General features: G+C 60.7%; 20 protein-coding genes, 1 rRNA gene and 1 riboswitch. Of the genes, 15 read left to right on the top strand and 6 right to left on the bottom strand.

Features of this window, described 5'->3' with window-relative positions; genetic code table 11:
• Positions 1-835: DUF6928 family protein (locus tag ACHFGA_RS04450; RefSeq protein ID WP_394281222.1), on the top strand; the 835-nt coding region annotated here is incomplete at its 5' end.
• Positions 836-842: 7 nt separating this feature from the next.
• Here ACHFGA_RS04450 and ACHFGA_RS04445 read toward each other — a convergent pair.
• Both ACHFGA_RS04445 and ACHFGA_RS04440 read right to left on the bottom strand, forming a co-directional pair.
• Positions 843-1,685, bottom strand: a complete 843-nt coding sequence (locus ACHFGA_RS04445) for a TrmH family RNA methyltransferase (RefSeq protein ID WP_394281221.1) — start codon at positions 1,683-1,685, stop codon at positions 843-845.
• Between the two features lie 6 nt (positions 1,686-1,691).
• Positions 1,692-3,161 (bottom strand): NCS2 family permease, encoded by a 1,470-nt coding sequence (locus tag ACHFGA_RS04440; protein ID WP_394281220.1) that lies wholly within the window; start codon positions 3,159-3,161, stop codon positions 1,692-1,694.
• 277 nt (positions 3,162-3,438) lie between these two features.
• On the opposite strand from ACHFGA_RS04440, the gene ACHFGA_RS04435 reads away from it, so the two are divergent.
• On the top strand, positions 3,439-4,092 hold the full coding sequence (locus ACHFGA_RS04435) for a hypothetical protein (protein ID WP_394281219.1): 654 nt from the start codon (positions 3,439-3,441) through the stop codon (positions 4,090-4,092).
• Between the two features lie 3 nt (positions 4,093-4,095).
• On the opposite strand, the gene ACHFGA_RS04430 is transcribed toward ACHFGA_RS04435, so the two are convergent.
• A complete protein-coding gene (locus ACHFGA_RS04430) occupies positions 4,096-4,824 on the bottom strand; it encodes a DUF3027 domain-containing protein (RefSeq protein ID WP_394281218.1) in 729 nt (242 codons plus the stop codon).
• 49 nt (positions 4,825-4,873) lie between these two features.
• On the opposite strand from ACHFGA_RS04430, the gene ACHFGA_RS04425 reads away from it, so the two are divergent.
• Together ACHFGA_RS04425 and ACHFGA_RS04420 are read left to right on the top strand one after the other, a co-directional pair.
• Positions 4,874-5,731 carry a glutaminyl-peptide cyclotransferase gene (locus tag ACHFGA_RS04425; protein WP_394281217.1) on the top strand — a complete coding sequence of 286 codons (858 nt, stop codon included), beginning with the start codon at positions 4,874-4,876 and terminating at the stop codon, positions 5,729-5,731.
• Positions 5,732-5,741: 10 nt separating this feature from the next.
• Positions 5,742-6,257, top strand: a complete 516-nt coding sequence (locus ACHFGA_RS04420) for a DUF2771 domain-containing protein (protein ID WP_394281216.1) — start codon at positions 5,742-5,744, stop codon at positions 6,255-6,257.
• Positions 6,258-6,299: 42 nt separating this feature from the next.
• Here ACHFGA_RS04420 and ACHFGA_RS04415 read toward each other — a convergent pair whose 3' ends face one another.
• The gene (locus tag ACHFGA_RS04415; RefSeq protein WP_394281215.1) at positions 6,300-6,683 is read right to left on the bottom strand and encodes a cold-shock protein; all 384 of its coding nucleotides are present in this window, start codon (positions 6,681-6,683) and stop codon (positions 6,300-6,302) included.
• A gap of 379 nt (positions 6,684-7,062) precedes the next feature.
• A riboswitch (cyclic di-AMP (ydaO/yuaA leader) is annotated at positions 7,063-7,249 on the top strand.
• A gap of 9 nt (positions 7,250-7,258) precedes the next feature.
• On the opposite strand from ACHFGA_RS04415, the gene ACHFGA_RS04410 reads away from it, so the two are divergent.
• Positions 7,259-7,930 (top strand): resuscitation-promoting factor Rpf1 domain-containing protein, encoded by a 672-nt coding sequence (locus ACHFGA_RS04410; protein WP_394281214.1) that lies wholly within the window; start codon positions 7,259-7,261, stop codon positions 7,928-7,930.
• A gap of 244 nt (positions 7,931-8,174) precedes the next feature.
• Here the strand turns inward: ACHFGA_RS04410 and ACHFGA_RS04405 are convergent, their stop codons facing one another.
• Complete coding sequence (locus ACHFGA_RS04405) at positions 8,175-8,369, bottom strand: hypothetical protein (protein ID WP_394281213.1); 195 nt, start codon at positions 8,367-8,369, stop codon at positions 8,175-8,177.
• 90 nt (positions 8,370-8,459) lie between these two features.
• Here ACHFGA_RS04405 and ACHFGA_RS04400 point away from each other — a divergent pair, with 90 nt between their 5' ends.
• The 10 genes from ACHFGA_RS04400 to ACHFGA_RS04355 all read left to right on the top strand — a co-directional run bounded on the left by ACHFGA_RS04400 (position 8,460) and on the right by ACHFGA_RS04355 (position 18,039).
• Positions 8,460-10,658, top strand: a complete 2,199-nt coding sequence (locus tag ACHFGA_RS04400; RefSeq protein ID WP_394281212.1) for a helicase-associated domain-containing protein — start codon at positions 8,460-8,462, stop codon at positions 10,656-10,658.
• 116 nt (positions 10,659-10,774) lie between these two features.
• The gene (locus ACHFGA_RS04395; protein WP_394281211.1) at positions 10,775-11,338 is read left to right on the top strand and encodes a TetR/AcrR family transcriptional regulator; all 564 of its coding nucleotides are present in this window, start codon (positions 10,775-10,777) and stop codon (positions 11,336-11,338) included.
• Positions 11,339-11,412: 74 nt separating this feature from the next.
• On the top strand, positions 11,413-11,670 hold the full coding sequence (locus ACHFGA_RS04390) for a helix-turn-helix transcriptional regulator (RefSeq protein ID WP_394281210.1): 258 nt from the start codon (positions 11,413-11,415) through the stop codon (positions 11,668-11,670).
• The gene (locus tag ACHFGA_RS04385; protein WP_394281209.1) at positions 11,667-12,206 is read left to right on the top strand and encodes a hypothetical protein; all 540 of its coding nucleotides are present in this window, start codon (positions 11,667-11,669) and stop codon (positions 12,204-12,206) included. Before ACHFGA_RS04390 ends, ACHFGA_RS04385 begins: the two co-directional genes overlap by 4 nt.
• The gene (locus tag ACHFGA_RS04380) at positions 12,206-13,093 is read left to right on the top strand and encodes an ABC transporter ATP-binding protein (RefSeq protein ID WP_394281208.1); all 888 of its coding nucleotides are present in this window, start codon (positions 12,206-12,208) and stop codon (positions 13,091-13,093) included. The genes ACHFGA_RS04385 and ACHFGA_RS04380 overlap by 1 nt, the downstream gene beginning before the upstream one ends.
• Positions 13,090-14,259, top strand: a complete 1,170-nt coding sequence (locus ACHFGA_RS04375) for an ABC transporter permease (RefSeq protein ID WP_394281207.1) — start codon at positions 13,090-13,092, stop codon at positions 14,257-14,259. Before ACHFGA_RS04380 ends, ACHFGA_RS04375 begins: the two co-directional genes overlap by 4 nt.
• 75 nt (positions 14,260-14,334) lie before the next feature.
• Positions 14,335-15,990: a DNA repair helicase XPB gene (locus ACHFGA_RS04370; RefSeq protein WP_394281206.1), complete on the top strand. Its 1,656-nt coding sequence runs from the start codon at positions 14,335-14,337 to the stop codon at positions 15,988-15,990.
• A gap of 20 nt (positions 15,991-16,010) precedes the next feature.
• Positions 16,011-16,655 (top strand): DUF3239 domain-containing protein, encoded by a 645-nt coding sequence (locus ACHFGA_RS04365; RefSeq protein ID WP_394281223.1) that lies wholly within the window; start codon positions 16,011-16,013, stop codon positions 16,653-16,655.
• Between the two features lie 8 nt (positions 16,656-16,663).
• Positions 16,664-17,821 carry a pyridoxal phosphate-dependent aminotransferase gene (locus ACHFGA_RS04360; RefSeq protein ID WP_394281205.1) on the top strand — a complete coding sequence of 386 codons (1,158 nt, stop codon included), beginning with the start codon at positions 16,664-16,666 and terminating at the stop codon, positions 17,819-17,821.
• A 26-nt stretch (positions 17,822-17,847) separates the two neighbouring features.
• Complete coding sequence (locus ACHFGA_RS04355; protein WP_394281204.1) at positions 17,848-18,039, top strand: hypothetical protein; 192 nt, start codon at positions 17,848-17,850, stop codon at positions 18,037-18,039.
• Between the two features lie 488 nt (positions 18,040-18,527).
• Here ACHFGA_RS04355 and rrf read toward each other — a convergent pair.
• Positions 18,528-18,645: ribosomal RNA gene (gene rrf, locus ACHFGA_RS04350) — 5S ribosomal RNA — on the bottom strand.
• Between the last annotated feature and the right edge of the window lie 12 nt (positions 18,646-18,657).

The raw sequence follows: 18,657 nt of genomic DNA, 5'->3' as shown, positions 1-18,657 counted from the left end.
CGCGGTAGTGACCTTGTGGTTTATCAACACTGACGATGTCGCAGGTGTTGTCACTCGCGAGCCAAAAGCAGATCGTGGCTTTGGTAGGAAGTACTTGGCTCAGCTGAATCCGGCGTGGCCGATTACCCCGATCGGGCAGTTTCCACTAAATCGTTCTGCCCGCCCTTCGCGGCACGAGTTTTATATCGCTGGCTACCCAGGCGTGACAATCGTGCAGACGTTTCTAGGCAACGTCGAAAAGCTTTCCGCGACCCCGGAGCAGTTACTCCATTCCGTTTCCGCCACTGATGTCTACGTTTTTGCCCAAGGCACCGATAGTAGCTTCGCGGGTTTCGCGCACTTTGAAGGCGGGGATCTCAAGCGTTCCTTGTGCGCTACCCGGATGGAGGTCTTCGAGGATGTCGGTCTCCCACAGCCCTTCGAGGCCCCTTTTTGGGCTGGCGAGAAGGCGGAGCAGATCGGCGGCATCGCGCTACCTTTTGAGCCTTCAGAGCTGACCGACGCGGCCCAGGAGGCCTGGATGGGGATTGATGTTTCCCCCACCGGCCCGGATATTAATGTCGTCGCCTATGCGGTGGATGGCCGCCCAGAGCCGAAGGTGGCGAAGCGTGCCCCGAAGACCAAAGATGTCAATGAGACTGCGGCGAAGTTCTCAGCGTCGAAAAGCGACTATGACGACTACGAAGACGCGGATGATGATTCCACGGGCGATGAGTTTGCGCGCCTGGCGGACGCCTCCGTGGCTGCGGCGAAGCGGATCGGTAAAGGCGTGGTGCGTCGCGCGAAGAATGCCCTCGATGTGATCGCCGACAAGATCCGCCACTCCGACCGTTAGCGAAAACTCACTCCTTCACGCGCAGCCCGCGTTGCCGCTCGTAGAAGGCGATCGCCGCTGACGTCGCCACGTTCAGCGAGTCTGTGCAAGCCGCCATGGGGATCCGGGCGCGCACGTCGGTAGCCCGCATCGCATGTTCTGTCAGCCCTGGGCCTTCACCACCGACCAGCAGCGCAACCTTTTCCCACGGTTTTCCTTGCTTATCGACGAGCGCCTCCGCAATGTGGACCGCCTCCGGGTGCGGGGTGAGCGAAACCAGCCGAAAACCAGCCTCGCGCAATTCCTCGAGAGAGCGCTGCCAGGTGGTAAAACCGCCCTCCAGTCGCGCCCACGGAGTGCGCAGCACATGCCCCATGGACACACGCACGCTGCGGCGGTATAGCGGATCAGCGGTCCCTGAGCCCAGCAGGACCCCATCGACCTCCATGCCTGCCGCGTTACGGAAGATGGAGCCAATATTTTCGTGATCCCCCACCCCCTCGAGTACCACGAGTGTGCGCATGTCCAGCATCTCGCTTATCGACGATTCCTCCGCCCGGTCAGCCACCGCCAACAAACCACGGTGCATATCGAACCCGGCTACCGCCGCCAGGGTCTCACGCGAGACTTCGTAGATGGGGCAGTCGATCAGGTGATCGTCGTTAAGCGCGGAAAGCTCTTGAAGGAAGCTGTCGAGCTTAGCCCGAAAACCAATAATGCACCGCAGCGGGTACCGGGATTCCACCAAGCGGCCGGCGATGAGCGGACCTTCGGCGATGACGAGTTCGCGTTCGTTGCGTTTCAGGTCGCGGATATCGTCGAGACGCGGGTCGGTGGGGTCGGTGACAAGCTGCGGTGCGGGAAGGTTCACAAGCTGCTAGCTTAGCGCGGACATGATCGGGTCCATACCGAAGTACACAACGAACAGCGCGGAGATCAGCCACATGATCCAGTGCACCTTCTTGGCCTTGCCCGCAAAGATGGCAGACAAGGTGAACATGATGAACCCGACGCCGATGCCGTTGGCGATCGAGTAGGTAAATGGCATCGCCACGATGGTGAGGAAAGCAGGCATAGCGATGTCGAAACGGTTCCACTCAATGGTGGTGACCTGTGCCATCATCATGGCGCCCACGACGACGAGCACGGGCGCTGCGGCCTCGATGGGGACGATCTCATACAGCGGGGTGAGGAACATCGCCAGCAGGAAGAGGATACCGGTGACCACGTTGGCCAGGCCGGTGCGCGCGCCGTCCGCGATACCTGCAGAGGAGTCCGCGTACACCGTGGCCGAAGAGGCAGACCCGAGGCCACCTGCCACCGCACCGAGGCCCTCAACGACCAGCGCGGACTTCAGGTTGGGCAGGTTGCCGTTCTCGTCGTTGAGCTTGGCCTGTGCGCCCAGCCCGTTCATGGTGCCCATGGCGTCAAAGAAGTTCGCCAGCACGAGGGTGAAGACCAGCAGCGTTGCGGTGAGCGCACCCACCTGGGTAAATGCGCCGATGATATCGACATTGCCCACAATGGACAGGTCCGGGACAGAGCCCAAGGAATCCGGCATCGTCGGTACGGCCAGCCCCCAGCCTGCTGGGCCGGCGTCTCCTGCCGAGGAGCCGGTGCCGGTGATGGCCTCGATGATCATGCCGATGATCGTGGTGATCACAATCGCCAGGAAGAGGCCACCCGGCACCCCGCGGATCACCATGAACGCGCAGATGATCAGACCGATCACGAAAGTCAGGGTGGGCCAGGAAGCGATCGACCCGTCGATGCCCAGGCCCACTGGCACGGTGGTGTTCGCCGCGTCCGGCAGACGCGTGACGAAGCCGCCGTTGACCAGACCAATCATGGCGATGAACATGCCAATGCCCACGCTCATCGCAGCCTTCATGGATTGTGGGATGGCCATGAACACGGCCTCGCGGAACCCGGAGATCCCCAGCAGGACAATGATGATGCCGTCGACCACCACCAAGCCCATGGCTTGGGCCCAGGTCAGACCTTCGCCACCGACGAGGGTGACGGCCACCAGGGTGTTCAGCCCAAGCCCGGCGGCGATGCCGAAGGGGTACTTGGCGATGACGCCGAACAGGATCGTCATTACACCTGCAACCAGCGCGGTCGCTGCGGCAACCTGCGGGATACCCAGAACGGTCCCCTCGTGGTCTGCCGTCGTGCCCAAGATCAGTGGGTTGAGCAAAATGATGTAGGCCATCGCGAAGAAGGTCACTACACCTGCACGAACCTCAGTTCCTACCGTGGAACCGCGCTCCGAGATGTGGAAAAATCTGTCGACTGCACTATCTTGGCGCCCGCTGGCATTGCTGGTTGATCCAATGTGACTCATGCCGAGTCGTCCCCTTAACAAACTAGAAGGATTGAAGTATGTAGTTTTCGCAGATAGAGTTGCAGGTTTTTTGGGAATATCAAAATTTTTGGTGCCCGCGAGGGGGTGGACCACCTATTTTTATTCCCCCCGTCTGCTGCTGTGAGCTCCCCGGGTTTCCTCGCCCCGATGGTGATAGCGTAGGTAGTGGCTGAACGTTCGTACTTATCTGACCTGACTGATGAAGGGGTCGTGCTCGCTCATGGAAGTGTTTACCTTTGTTGTCCGGGATGGGTCCGTGATTGATTTTTCCCGCTATATCGACGCTTTCCGAGCTCATGGCGTCAGCCCGACCACGATCAACCAGCTACGGGTCCGCCTTTCGCAGGTGGATGGCACCCGGCGCGCCGTCGTCGAGCTTGCCAACGGCACCGCTTCCCTCTCCCTTCGCCCGCTGCCGGCGCGTCCCAGCGAGATCACGGTGGATTCGGCAGGGGTTTTTGATGAGCGGCGCTCGCCACAGATCCGCGGCGGCCGCGACCTCGGGTGGCAGCAGGGATTATTGTCGCGTCTCTCGGTCGATGAGGGCTTGCTTATCGACGAGCGCGGCTACGTGATCTCCTCGTTTTTGTCCCCGTTCCTCATGATGAAGGACGGTGCTGCGCACGTGTCTGCGCACCCGCGCACCACGCCGTCCATTACTGCGGACGGGGTGCTTGACCTTTTGGCGTCCGAAGGCGTTGAGATCCGCTGGCTGGATAAGGGTTTCCACCGCTCCCAGTTGATGAGCAATGAGACCTGGAGCATCAACGCGGTGTACGGCGCGCGCCTGGTCACCGGCTGGTTGGAGTACGGCGGTGTTGTTCCGGCGCGCACCGGGATCGAGCGGATGGGTGTGCCCACCCACCGTGAGCTCAACGAGCTGCGCGAGAAGCGCTACGAAATTGTTTAGCCCTTAGAAGATGGGGCGTTCGTCGTCGTAAAGCTTTTCCGCATCGTCAACGCCGGCTTCCTCGACCGTGGTGTCGGAGTGTGCACCGCACCCGTAGGAGGAGGCCACGACCCTTCCGTCGGCCGAGTATTCGTTGGTGCACACGCCGAAGACGTCGTCGATCGGCGGGGCCATCGGCACGTAGAAGGCGCACGAGGCGCAGCGCAAGGCAGCCTTTTCCGCGAACTCGCTGGTGGGACCGAATTCGCCGGTGCGCCAGCGCTGCTTGGCATCGCGCAGGCCGGTCGTCGTTAAGTACTTCTTGGTTTCCCGTCCGGGAAAGGTGACTGCGTCGCGCGCAAATGAGTCTTCAGTCAGCCGCTCATCGTCCGGGGCGGGTGCCATGAGGTCGCCCGGGCCGAGGTCGCCGGGGCGTAGCCTGTCGGAATACGGCACCCACTCTGGGGCGCGCAGGGCTTCGCCTTCGGGGGCGGGCACCAGAGCGACCTCGTTGACGGTGACGTAGCGGGAACCGGAGGCACAGGCCACCACGGCGTTCCATTCCCACCCTGGGTAGCCTGGCACGTCGGCGTCGAAGCGATGGACGGCGACGTTGCGCGCCAGTCCAGTAACTCCGATGTGCTCTCCGATCTCTTCGCCTTCGGCGATGTCGGCAAGTGCTTCGCGCGCCACCGAGATGGCGGTGGGCGTTAGCAGCGGGTTAGATTTCTTGGATTTGTTGTGGTGGGACACATTCCTATTATGGCTGAGGCCCTGGCATGATGGGTGCATGGGTCGAATCATGCGTCATGTACACTTCCCCCAGGTGCTTCCCGCGGTACTGGCTGTGGCGAGCTCGCTCGGGTTAGCTTCCTCCCTAGTGGCCTGCAGTTCCGAGGGTGAAGCCCCGGATAGTTCGGCTGTTTCTTCGTCGACAAGCGCGGAAGCCCGCTCTGTCGAACAGCTGACCGTGCAGGTCCACCAGGTGCATCCCTTCGATCAGACGTCTTTCACCCAGGGGCTGGAGCTTGACGACGATGGCGCGCTAGTGGTCGGCACCGGGATGGAGGGCGAATCCCGGATCTATCGCACGACTGTGGACGGCCAAGAACAAGCCAGCGCGGACCTGGACCCAGAGTTTTTCGGCGAGGGCATCACGCTTTACGACGATCACATTTGGCAACTGACATGGCAAGACGGGGTGGCCATCAAGCGTGATGCTGAGACTCTGGAGGAGGTCGAACGCGCCCCGATCGCCGGTGAGGGCTGGGGGCTGTGCTCCTTCGACGAGGAGGTCATCTATTCCGATGGCTCCGACCAGTTGAGGCGCATGGACCCCGACACTTTGGAAGAACGGGAGCGCTTCGAGGTGACCATGGACGGCCAGCCGGTGGGTGGCCTCAATGAGCTGGAGTGCGTGGGTTCAGAGGTGTACGCCAATATCTTCACCACCACTGACATCGTGCGCATCGATGCCTCCACCGGCGAGGTCACCGCCGTGATCGACGCATCCAGCCTGCCGAACAATGCCACCCCGGACCCGAATCACGTGTTGAACGGCATCGCGCACATTCCGGGATCTGATCGTTTTCTACTCACGGGCAAGCGTTGGCCCGACATGTATGAGGTGAGCTTCGTCGGCACTGGTGCTGCGGGCTAGACTTGGGGACATGGCTTCAACGAGGACGCAATCGATCAAGACCGTCGCCATCATTGTGATTTTGGTGGTGGCGTTGGTCGGCGGAGTGTATGCCTTCATGCAGTGGCAGAATTCCCGGCCGGCGGCCGCCCCGCACGAGGTCACGGTGACCGCCACCGTGGGGGACACGGAAGTAGAGACCACCCCATATATGGTGTGTGAACCTGGTGTGGAGTGCCCCGAAAATGAGGTTCCTACGCTGCAGGTGTCCCCCGATGACACGGTGCGCATCGAGGTACCTAAAGATATCTACGACCATGACTGGCAGCTGCTGACGATCTACGATGATCCCGGCGCCAATGACCAGCAGCTGCACGGCCCGAACGACACGAACACCGTTGATATTCCGGTGTCCGCTTCCCCGGTTGGCGATTCCACCGAGCACCCCCAGCTGGTGGTTGTTGAGGTCTCGTCGATCATGATCGGCCACGATGACGCCGGTGTTGAAACCCCCTACATGACCACGTGGTCATTCAGCTTCGAATAAAACCTTGCCCCGGCTCTCCCCCGACTCCCCCGGCAACGCGCGTTAGGCGTCGAGCTCTTTAGCTACAGCCCGCAGGATCTCCGCGACCTGGCGGGCTTCTCTGCGCTCTGGGTAGCGGCCCTTCGCGAGAACGGGCTGGATTTGAGTTTCAATCACCGTCATCACATCCGACAGCATGGAGTTCAGCTCGTCTGGCTTCCGGCGGTGCACGGGGCGGCGGCGCGGCGTATCGAGGATTTCGATGCGCAGTGCCTGAGGTCCGCGGCGGCCGGCTGCGAAATCGAACTGAATGCGCTGCCCTGGGACGAGTTCCTCAACCCCGTCAGGAAGGACACTCTTCGAAATATAAACGTCCTCCTCCCCTGGGTTGGAGGCAAAGCCGAATCCCTTTTCGGCGTCGTACCACCTTACTTTTCCAACTGGCACGATGATCACCACTTTCTTGACTCTCTCGGCGCTGGCTCCCCAGCGCGCGCTAAGGCATCTATCTTAGTCTGTGCTGGGTACAATTCTCCATTGCGCGCGTGACGACGAATCCCTGCAACCCCTATTAGATGGGACAGAAGGGAAAACTGTTACACCCATATGGCATAGATCACATAATGACATTTAAGCTGTCGACCTGCAGCAATGGCGTTAGATATCTTCTTCAACTAAAAAGTCTTGCATTATTCGTGTCGTTAACGTGACTCAATCGTTATAAAACGATACAGTGCTGGACAAGCCTTTGAACGAAGGCAAAATTTCACAGCCGATCCTTCACGCTGCGTGTCTCGCCGAACCTTGTCCAGAACACGCAGTACGGCACATGAAACCAACAAACTTCATAGGACAAGGATGGGGAACCCACCGCGCACGACCACACCGGCCGGGCGCACCGCACCGCAGACCGCGGCGCTAGGGGTGAAGTCTAGATCCCTTCTGGACCGGGCTTTTCCGAGACTCAGCCCGAACCCGACAGCTGACCCCGTAGGCACACAATGAGAGGAAAGACTTTTATCATGGGACGCCACTCGCGCAAGACCGCAGCACCGATCACTAAGGTACTCGCTGGCACCGCAGCTGCCGTAACCGCTGCTACCCTGTTCGCGCCAACCGCAAACGCAGCACCAGACTCCGATTGGGACCGCTTGGCCCAGTGCGAAGCAGGCGGCAACTGGCACATCAACACCGGCAACGGCTACCACGGTGGCCTGCAGTTCTCCCGCTCCACCTGGCAAGCTTACGGCGGTGGCGAATTCGCACCGACCGCTGACCAGGCAACCCGCGAACAGCAGATCTACGTTGCAGAAAAGACCCTGGCAGGCCAGGGTTGGGGCGCATGGCCAGCCTGCTCCGCACGCTTGGGCCTGAACTCCGCACCAAACACCAACCGCCCACACCCGAACGCACCGGCACCAGCACCAGCTCCTGCTCCAGCGGCTCCAGTCCAGGAAGTCCGCGCGGCCACCGCTTCTGAGGAAGATGCAGTAGACGCCCTCTACGCACTGGTCCGCGACAATTTGGCACAGTACGGCCTGACCATCCCAGCCGAGGTCACCGCCTTCTACAATGCCAACCGTGCGAACTTCAACGCATTTTACAGCGCTAACCGCCCTGTCATTGACGCAGCGGTAACCGGCGACCTGCAGCAGATTCTTCAGGCTCTGAACATCCAGCTGCCAACCTTCTAAGCGATTCGCTGCAACACCCTGCCACTGCTTGTGGCAGGGTGTTTTTCGTCTGCGCCCCTACCCCTCCCAAACTGCTGGAACTGAACTGTTGGATTAGGGGCTTCGCGGGCACTAAACGGTCCATTTCGGCCCAGATCCAACAGTTCAGCTTCGACAGTTGAGAAACAGCACTAAAAACCCACCCATCTCCGGTCATGCCTAAAAGCCCTCAGAGGTATCTCTGAGGGCTCAGCGCCACTATGCGTTAGCGGTTAATGCGGGTGTACGCGTGGACGTAGCCGGTCTCTTCCACAGGGCGTGGCAGAATCAAGTCGTCGCCGAAGGGGCTCGATGCGCCAGCTAGCTTGGAAGAAATCTCGGTCACTGGGTGACCGTTGCCCGGGGTGTCAACTGGCCACGCCGGGTTGATCTTGTGAATCTTGTCTACGTTCTTAGCCATAGCCTCCATTCTGCCAAAGAGAAGCAAGAAAAGTAACTCATTCGGCAAGGCTCTGGCACCAAGCACTCACCCAGTATCATGGCGATCATCATGAACGCCTCCCCAACCTTCCCCGATTTCCGCACGTCACTAGCCCAAATGAGTGATCAGGAGCTTGCTGCTCTCCTGCGCGCCCGCCCGGATACATCCTTTCCATTACCCCCAGGCGTGAACTCTCTCGCGGCTCGTCTCGTACTTCCGGGATCCCTGTCGCGTGCGGTTCGCCGCCTGACAGCTTTAGAAATTGCAGCGCTCGAGGCAGCGGGCGATTTAGGCGCGGAGCTAGAACCGGTCGCGGTGACAGAGGTCGTCGCAGCATTGCCTGTCGACGAAACGCTGGCCCACGCTGCGATCTCGACTTTACGTACCGCGAGGCTGTTGTTCGGTACCTCGGACCGTATCCAGGTCACCCCCGGCGCGCTGGGGGCACTGCCAACAGGCTGGCGGGTGCGTGACTTAGCCCCTGACAACGTGGAGGAGCTTGTGGAGCAGCTGGATCCACCGCAGCGCGCTGTGTTAGACACTTTGGCCGCATCGGGATCCGTGGGCACCACACGCGATGCCGCAATCGATGCGGACCCCGCCCGGCCGGTTCCCCGCCTCATCGAGGCTAGGCTGCTGGTGCGCGTTAACGCCAATACTGTGCGGTTGCCCCGCCCGGTACGCGACGTACTGCGCGGGCAGCCTTCACGACCTTTCCCGTTGGAACCGTCGCCACGCCTCGCACTCGAGCCCACGCCTAACGAACGTGCCGACGACGCTGCCACCGCCGCAGGACTGGAAGCCACGCGCACGATGCGCCGATTAATCACTACGCTGGGTCGCTCACCGGTGGCTTTGAACAAGGACGGTTCGGTGGGCGTCCGCGCGCTGACCGGCCTGTCCAAAGAGCTGGAAGTTCCTGAAGAGAACGTGGCGTTGTTGGTTAGCGTCGGTGAGGCGGCTGGCATTCTCGGGCGTGGGCTGGTCGACGATGACATCGACGGGCTCGCCCCCACCAAGGATGCTCCCGCGTGGGTCGATGCGCGCCTGGCGGATCAGTGGGCGATTCTTCTGGCTGGCTGGATGGCGTCTCCCTGGCAGGTGGAAAAGCTCCGCCGGCCCGACGACAAGGGCCACCCGATCCGCCTACTTTCCGATGCGATGCACGCCCCGCATGTGCGCGGGCTTCGCCAACTTATCCTCACCCAATTCACGCGCGTCGCCGGCCACCAGGTCAGCCGCGATGAGGCGATCGAGGATTTCCGCTTCACCCACCCGGTCGTGGCCTCCGGGGTGTCAGATGCGGTCGTCGACACGATGCTTCGCCAAGCCCAAGCCGTGGGCGCGCTTGCCAATGAGACCGCCAGCTCAGCGCTAGCCACGCTGATCAATGGCGACGATGTGGCCGCAGCGACCGCAGCCTTGGTCCCCGCAGAAGTCGACATGGTTATCCCCCAGGCAGACATGACCATCTTGGCACCTGGCCCCCTGGCCCCTGAGTTGCAGTCAGTCATCGAGTCTTTCACCGAACTAGAGTCCTCCGGCCTGGCCAGTGTGTTCCGGGTGACGGAAGCCTCGGTGCGGGCGGCCTTTGATGCTGGGCGCACGCCCGACGAGTTGGTCAGCTGGCTCGCTGAGCACACCCCGGGCGAGGTGCCCCAGCCCATGGAGTTTCTCATCCGCGATGCCGCCCGCGGCTACGGGCAGTTGCGCGTGGGTGAGGCCTTGAGCTTTGTGCGTAGCGACGATCCTTCTGTCGTTTCGCAGGCGGTCTCGTCGTTAAGCGATATCCTGACCCTGATCGCGCCCCAGGTGGCCGTGGCTAATGTGCCGCTTACCCAGCTTGTTGCCCGGCTGCGGGAGGCAGGGCTGCACCCCGCGGCAGAAGACAATAACGGTGTTTCGCTGTCTCTGGCGCCTGAGCCGACGCTGGTCACCGCCACGCCCTCGACCCTGCCGAAGACATCGCGTGTCGACGAAGCGTACATTGAGGCCGCGGTCGATGCCATCCGCAAGGCAGATACTGAGGCGGCCGGCGCGGATGATGATGCCCAGCCGGGCGATGCCGATCATGTTGCCGTCTTGCAGGCGGCGGCGCGTGGTGGAAATTCGGTGGCGATCGGCTACGTCAATAAAAACGGCCAGGGCAAGCAGATTACGGTCACCCCGCTGTCGGTGTCGGCGGGACAGGTTGATGCGCTGAATGAGAAAACTGGTGCAGTCGTCCGGATCGCGCTCCCCCGTATCACCCGCGTTATCCTGCAGTAATACTACCTTTGCGCGACTTGCGCTGCAGACCTGCAGCATCGTTGCTAATCTGTTCGTGAAATTATTTGTTGAGACTTCAACATTTTGCAGACAGGCTGCAAAAAGGACGGTACTGGATGCCAACAGCACGCGAAGCCAAGAAGGCAGAAACTCGCGCTCGCCTGATGCGTGAAACCGCTCGGCGGGTCCTCACTCATGGCACCGAAGACACCACCGTCGCTGATGTCGCCACTACTGTCGGAGTATCGGCGCGCACCTTCCACAACTACTTTGCATCCCTCGACGCGGCGCTCGAGGAATTTTTGCGCGCCCAAGCGCGGGCCTTCAACACTGAGCTGAAGAAAGCCCCGGCTGGTGCATCCTTGTTGGACACAGTCGAAAAGATTGTCCTGGACTCTTTTCACGAAAACAGCGTGGACGCTATCGACAATGTTGTCTCCGTGTTTCGAATCTGCACGGCCCTTGAGACCATCCAAGGGGTCCGCGAGAGTGCTCGGTTCATGCCCACCTTAGACACGCGTGAGGCGTCCATCGCCCTCTACGGCCTTTTGGCCATTGCGTGGGCCGCCGTGGATGCTTACCAGCATCTTCCAGAGCCACGCGACCCCTCCGACGGAGAGCAATTGATTCGCGAAGCTTTCGCGACCGCACGCAACCTGGGCCCTATCCGCTTGCCCTAAGACACACGAACCCATTACCCCCGGATGAGGTTATTTCATGCATAGAACCGTTGGTTTTATCTAACATATCGTTCATGGCATCCAAGAAACTACCGAAAAGCCCCATCCATAACCGCGTCCGCGCCCTGAGCGCCGACCACAATATGACCCGCAAACAGCTCGCCGAACTGATCGACGTCAACCCACAGACCGTGGGAGCCCTCGAGCGCGGCGACCACTCCCCTAGTTTGGACCTCGCCTTCCGGATCTGTGAAGTATTCCAGCTGCCGGTGGAAGCGGTGTTCTCCCGGGAGGAATTCTCCCCCATGTCAGAAGAGCTCCGCCTACGATGAGAAGGCAATCGTTAAAAGAACGGAATTATTATTCCATCCGCGACCACGCCCCTAATTTTGAGGCTTGGCGCACCCCTGGCCGCACCCGCCTGCTGGCCGCTATTTACTTCGCAGGCCTTGCTGCAGCCATAGTTTCGTGGGTGTTCATGGCACTGAGCGGAATCGGGCCGAATACCTACCTACTGGCCTATAACGGCGGACTACTGGTATCCATGGCGGCCTTTACGGTTCTACGTTGCACCATCGACGGGAAAGACATTGCACCGCTGTATCTCCTCGACGACTATGAACGCGAAATCATGAACCTGTGGCACGACCGTACCCACCGCCTTTTTCAAATCGTTCTGTTCGTGGGAGGCATCATATTCATCGTTGCGGGCTCGTTTTTCAGTGAACATTTCCACCCTGCGTTCTTCGGGGTGTCTGCAGGACTATTCATGATATTCACCTACCTAGTTGTAGGCACGCTGCCCACCGTAGGCTTCGCTTCTGCCTTTAACGACAACGCCAACGACCAAGCCGAGGAATTGTACTAATGCTTGAAATCCGCAACCTGACCAAAACTTTTGGGACAAACCGTGCCCTCGACGGCATGAGTTTTTCCGTTCACCCCGGCGAGATTTACGGCTTCGTTGGCTCCAATGGCGCCGGCAAATCCACCACCATGCGCATCGCCCTCGGCGTACTGGCGTGTGACTCCGGCGAGGTGCTCCTTCACGGCACACCGCTTAACGACGATTCCCGCCGCCGCATCGGTTATATGCCCGAAGAACGCGGCCTGTACGCCAAGGAAAAGCTACTGTCCCAGCTCGTATTTTTGGGGACACTTCACGGCATGAGCCGCAAGGACGCTGAGCAGTCTGGGCGCGACCTATTGGAACGTCTCGGGCTCGGTGAGCGCATGGACGACAAGCTCGATGACCTTTCACTGGGCAACCAGCAGCGCGTGCAACTAGCTGCTTCTCTGATTCACGATCCAGACGTGCTGATTCTCGACGAACCATTTTCCGGCCTCGATCCCGTTGCCGTGGAGGTCATGAGCGAGATGCTCGTCGAGCGTGCCTCCCGCGGCGTCGCGGTTGTGTTCTCCTCCCACCAGTTGGACCTAGTCCAACGCCTGTGTGATCGCGTCGGCATTGTCGCCCGTGGCCGCATGGTGGCCGAGGGCACTGTGGACGAGCTGCGCACCCAAGGCCCAGTGCGCTACGCAGTCGGCACCCAGGCTCGCGGATGGTATCCCGCAGGCACAACGCTTATCGACGAAGGTTCCTCCACCGTCGTGCTTGAAATCGACCCCGATACTGACTCAGTTGTATCCGACCAAGACATCTTGCAGGCTGGCCTTGCCGTCGGCCCTGTCCATTCCTTCCACCGTGTTGTCCCTGACCTTAACGAACTCTTCAAGGAGGTAGTCTCCGCGTGAGCACCTACTCCCCCATGCACACGATCCGTACTGTTGCCTCCCGTGAGATCCAGGTGGGTCTGCGCTCCAAAGGAATCATGGTCACCGTTGGGCTGATCCTAGTCCTTTTAGTGGCGGGTTCTTTCCTGCTGTCCTTTCTCGGGGATCGCGAAGATTCCGTCCCTGAGGTGGCCGTGGTGGGTGTGCCCACCGCTGCCTTTGAAGAATCCGAGTTAGAAGCATCCCCGGCCACCGACCGTGACACAGCCCAGGCACTCCTCCGTGACGGCGATGTCGATGCCGCGGTGATTGCTAGTGATTCCGGATGGGAAGTACTCGCTGACGGTTCCCCATCCGCTTCTGTGATGGCTAGCGTCAACGCTGTGGCGGGCACGCTGGCCACCAACACTGCCCTGGAATCCCTTGGAGTAGCCCCAGAAGATTTCGCCGCAGCCGTGGGGCCAGCCAATGTCACCGCGGTGGATATCTCAGGTGATGAGACAAGCGAGGAATCCATTACCTCCCTGCTAACTGCCCTAGCGGGAGTGTCCATCATCATCTTCACTGTCATGCTGTTCGGAGCCAATATTGGCGGGCGCGTCACAGAAGAGAAATCCTCCCGCGTTGTGGAAATCATCCTTGCGGCTGTCCGGCCCCTGCCTTTCCTGGCCGGCAAAGTAATTGGCAATGTGATCTTCGGTTTCCTCGCCACCGCAGTGCTCTTAGCAGCAGGTGTCGCCGCCGTTCTTGCTTCCGGGCTTGTCGAGGGCGTCACCATCGACTGGTCGCTTGTGCCCATCCTTCTAGTGTCCTGGCTTCTCGGCATGTTATTTTTCGGGTCTCTCTACGCCGCAGCTGGAGCACTGGTGCAACGCACCGAGGACCTCCAGTCCACACAGATGCCGGTCCTTCTGCTGATCATGGCTGCTATGTATGTTCCTCTTTTCGGCTGGCAATCCACCGACAGCACCTGGATGCAGGTCTTTTCCTGGATCCCACCGTTTTCGATCTTCACCGCGCCAATGACCTACGCAGCGGGTGACTTCACCCTGGTGCAGCTTGTCGCTTCTCTCGCGATCGCGGCCTTGATCGTTGCCGTGGTGCTGTGGCTGGTGGCACGCATCTACCGCGCCTCCATCCTGAATAATGGTCAGAAGATGGGCTGGCTCCAGGCCCTGCGGGCATAAGTCCATCAGCCCGTGAATAAAGTGCGCCATCGCCGCGTTGCATAATGAGGACCCAAGAAGAAAGGACCTCAAACAATGGCTCTCGGCGATGGCCCGCTTATTGTCCAGTCGGACAAGACCGTTCTGCTGGAGGTGGATCACCCGCAGGCCGGTCTTGCCCGCCTGGCGCTGGCCCCATTCGCCGAGCTGGAGCGCGCGCCCGAGCACATCCACACCTACCGGATCACCCCGCTAGCGTTGTGGAATGCACGCGCCGCCGGCCATGATGCGGAGCAGGCCGTGGACGTGCTGGAGCGCTACTCGCGGTTCCCTGTCCCCCAGTCGCTGCTTGTGGACGTCGCCGAGACCATGGCCCGCTACGGCCGCGTCCGCCTGCTCAAGCACCCAGCGCACGGGCTGATTGTGGAGTCCGACGAGGCCCCCATCATCGAGGAGATCACGCGTCACAAAAAGATCGCACCGATGCTGGGCGCGCGTATCGACGACCACACCATCCCAGTCCACCCCTCTGAGCGTGGCCGCATCAAGCAGGAGCTGACCAAGATCGGCTGGCCTGCCGACGACCAGGCTGGTTATGTCGACGGCGAGTCCCACCCCATCTCCCTTGTGACATCGGGCGATGGCCGCGACGAGTGGCACCTGCGCGATTACCAGCAGTACGCCACCGATTCCTTCTGGGAGGGCGGCTCCGGTGTGGTCGTGTTGCCGTGTGGCGCGGGCAAGACCATCGTGGGCGCCGCGTCGATGGCCCAAGCTCAGACCACCACGCTCATCTTGGTCACCAACACCGTGGCCGGCCGCCAGTGGCGCGATGAGCTGCTGCGCCGCACCAACCTCACCCCGGAAGAGATCGGCGAGTACTCCGGGGAGAAGAAGGAGATTCGCCCGGTCACCATCGCCACCTACCAAGTGGTCACACGCAAAACGAAGGGTGAGTACCGCGCCCTCGAGCTGTTTGACCAGCGCGACTGGGGCCTGATCATTTACGACGAGGTGCACCTCCTTCCTGCCCCCGTCTTCCGCATGTCCGCGGACCTACAGTCACGCCGCCGTCTCGGGCTCACCGCCACCCTGGTCCGCGAAGATGGCCGCGAAGACGATGTGTTCAGCCTCATCGGCCCGAAGCGCTACGACGCCCCCTGGAAAGAACTCGAGGCCGCCGGCTATATCGCCACCGCCGAGTGCGTCGAGGTCCGTACCACCATGCGCGATGAGGAGCGCATGGTGTACGCCACTGCCGAAACGCGGGAGCGCTACCGCGTCGCTGCGACCAGCGATAGCAAACTGGCGGTCGTCGATAAGCTCCTTGCTCAACACAGTGGCCAGCAGACTTTGATCATCGGCGCGTACCTGGAACAGCTCGAGGAGATCGCCGCGCGGATCGACGCTCCCCTGATCACCGGATCCACGTCGACGAAGCAACGCGAGGAGGCTTTTGACGCTTTTCGACGAGGCGAGCTGGACACCCTGGTAGTGTCCAAGGTCGCGAACTTTTCCATTGACCTGCCGGAGGCTGCCGTCGCGATCCAGGTCTCAGGCACATTCGGTTCGCGCCAGGAGGAAGCTCAGCGTCTCGGGCGCCTGCTCAGGCCCAAGGCCGACGGCGCGGAGGCCCACTTTTACACGGTGGTCTCCCGCGACACGTTAGATGCTGAATATGCTTTGCACCGTCAGCGATTCTTGGCCGAACAGGGGTATGCCTACCGCCTCGTGGACGCATCGGACCTATAGACTGGCACACCATGAGCGGGATGAAGATTTTCAAGTTTCAGGTGGATGAGGCGTTCGCGAAAAAGAACAACGAGATGTTGAAAGACACCAAAAGGTTGGTCATTTCCGGCATCTCCTTGTTTGTGATCTGCATTATCATCGCCGTACTGATCTGGATGTTCGTGCCGGCGACGTCTCCGTGGCGCCTGCTGGGATCGCTTGGCCTGGGGTTGTTCGGCGTGATGATGCTCATCGTCGCCTTTGCCGTCCCCCGCTCCGTGGGCACCGCCCAGAGTCTCTATGACCGCTACCCTCTGGCGCCTGCGGTGATCGCGGAGGTCAACCCGCGCGACTTCGTACTCCTCAGCTTGGTGAACACCAACGTGGACCCCGAACTCCCGCCGCGTTGGGGGATCGCGACCCGCACCGTGAGCCGCGTCAACGGCGTGGAACCGAAGGTAGGCACCAAAATCCCAGTTGCGGCGGTCCAGGGCCAGCGCGCCAGCGGCGACAAAGAGCACTGGCAGGAGGTTTCGCCGATGCCGATCGCGTGGGGCACACCCGATCAGGACATAGTCGTGGAAGCCCGCAAGGCGATCCCCCAGGAACAGTGGGTCAAACTAGATAAGGCGCGCAAGCGTTTCGACGAGGTCAAAGCAACACCGCACAATCTCCTCGTGCTCTAATAGCAGGTATGAGCCACGTCGTTAAGCGCCTCCAGCCGTTTGCCGAGACCATCTTCGCCACGATGACGGCCCGCGCCGTCGAAGTCGACGCGGTGAATTTGGGCCAGGGTTTCCCCGATTCGGACGGGCCTGCTGAGATGCTGGAGATCGCTCAGCGAGAGATCGCGGCGGGTAACAATCAGTACGGACCTGGACGCGGGCTACCCGTACTGCGCGAGGCCGTGGCCCGACAGCGCGCCCGCGACTACGGGATCACCTACGATCCTGACACGGAAGTCTTCATCACTGTCGGGGCGACCGAGGCGATCTCCGCGACGGTACTCGGGCTAGTTGAGCCCGGCAGCGAAGTCATCGTTCTAGAGCCTTATTACGACGCTTACGCCGCGGCCATCGCCTTAGCAGGTGCTCGTCGGAAAGCGGTGCCTTTAGCGGCCGATGGCGCAACCTGGACCGTGGACGTCGACGCGGTACGGGCAGCAATCACAGTGGACACCGCCATGATCATCCTCAACTCGCCGCACAACCCGACCGGCAGTGTATTCGCCCGAGCGGACCTCGAGGCCCTAGCTGAGCTGGCAGTGCAACACGACTTGCTCGTGCTTTCCGACGAGGTCTATGAGCATCTGCTTTTCGACGATGCCACCCACACCCCTATCGCCACCCTGCCGGGGATGTTCGAACGCACCATCACGGTGTCCTCGGCCGCGAAAACCTTTAACGCGACTGGGTGGAAGACAGGATGGGCGCTGGGCCCCGCAGAACTCCTCGAGGGAGTGGTGAAGGCCAAACAGTTCATGAGCTACGTGGGTGCTACACCTTTTCAGCCCGCCGTTGCCTGGGCGCTTGATCACGCTGGTGACTGGTTGGATGAGATGGTCGCGGGTTTGCAAGATAACCGGGACCTTCTGGGGTCTGCGCTGAACGAAGCCGGTTTTCAGGTCCACGACACGCTGGGGACGTACTTCACCGTGGCCGATTTGCCGCGCGGGGTTGAGTCTGACGGAGTAGACTTCTGCATGGCGCTACCGGAAAGAGTGGGCGTGGCCGCGATCCCTGTGCAAGTATTCGCAGATCATCAAGAGACATGGTCCCGACAGGTTCGTTTTGCGTTTTGTAAGACGCCAGAGACCCTCCGCGAGGCCTCCCACAGGCTGCAGCGCCTATAACCCATCGAGGAAAGGAGAACGCCCTTATGCGTACCGCAGTGACGATCATCATCTTCCTTGTCATCTTGGTGACCGGGCCTCTGTGGTTCAGCTTTATTGTTCGGGCGTTTCCTTCTGACACTCTCGAATTCCTTGGTGGGATCATCATGGTAACCATGGCGGCTATCGTTGCCGGTGCGTATTGGTTCTTTTCCGACCCTGATCGCCGGGGCGAGTAGCTCCTGCAGCCTCTTAAGTATGGCTGCGTCACCGACACAGCCGTTACGGCACTTTAATTCGCGGAGGGTTCAAACTCGGAGGGCTAGCCTTCCCCGTATACTGTTGGTTCTCAACTGTTGGAACAGGGACACATTAACGCCCACAACCGGGAAAAGTGGCCTGTTCCAACAGTCCAGGTCCGACAGTCTAACCCGGCACCGGGGCCGACATCTGACTGAAAACAACAAAGAAGCCCAGCCCCCGACACTATTAACAAATACGCAGCAACGCCCTACCTACTACGCCACCACATCCAGTCACGCCACCACGTAGCCGCCCTGCACCCCACGTACCCCCAATGAAGACAACACTACAAAACCAGCCACTCCGGCCGCCGCACCTCAAACATCCCAACCAAGCCCCGCAACAACGCGGAAGTGCCCGCCACCAGAAACAGGTAACGGGCACTCCACACACAAACACTATTCACTTATCTATCAAATTTTTAGGTCGGCGGTAACCTACTCTCCCACATCCTCCCAGATGCAGTACCATCAGCGCGGGCGGGCTTAGCTACCGGGTTCGGAAAGGGACCGGGCGTTTCCCCGCCGCCATCAACCACCGACACACCCAAAGGG

The organism is Corynebacterium sp., assembly GCF_043426755.1.
In the GTDB taxonomy this organism is placed as follows: Bacteria; Actinomycetota; Actinomycetes; order Mycobacteriales; family Mycobacteriaceae; genus Corynebacterium.
The sequence above is the reverse complement of the archived record's forward strand: the minus strand, read 5'-3'. Positions and strand labels throughout refer to the sequence as shown.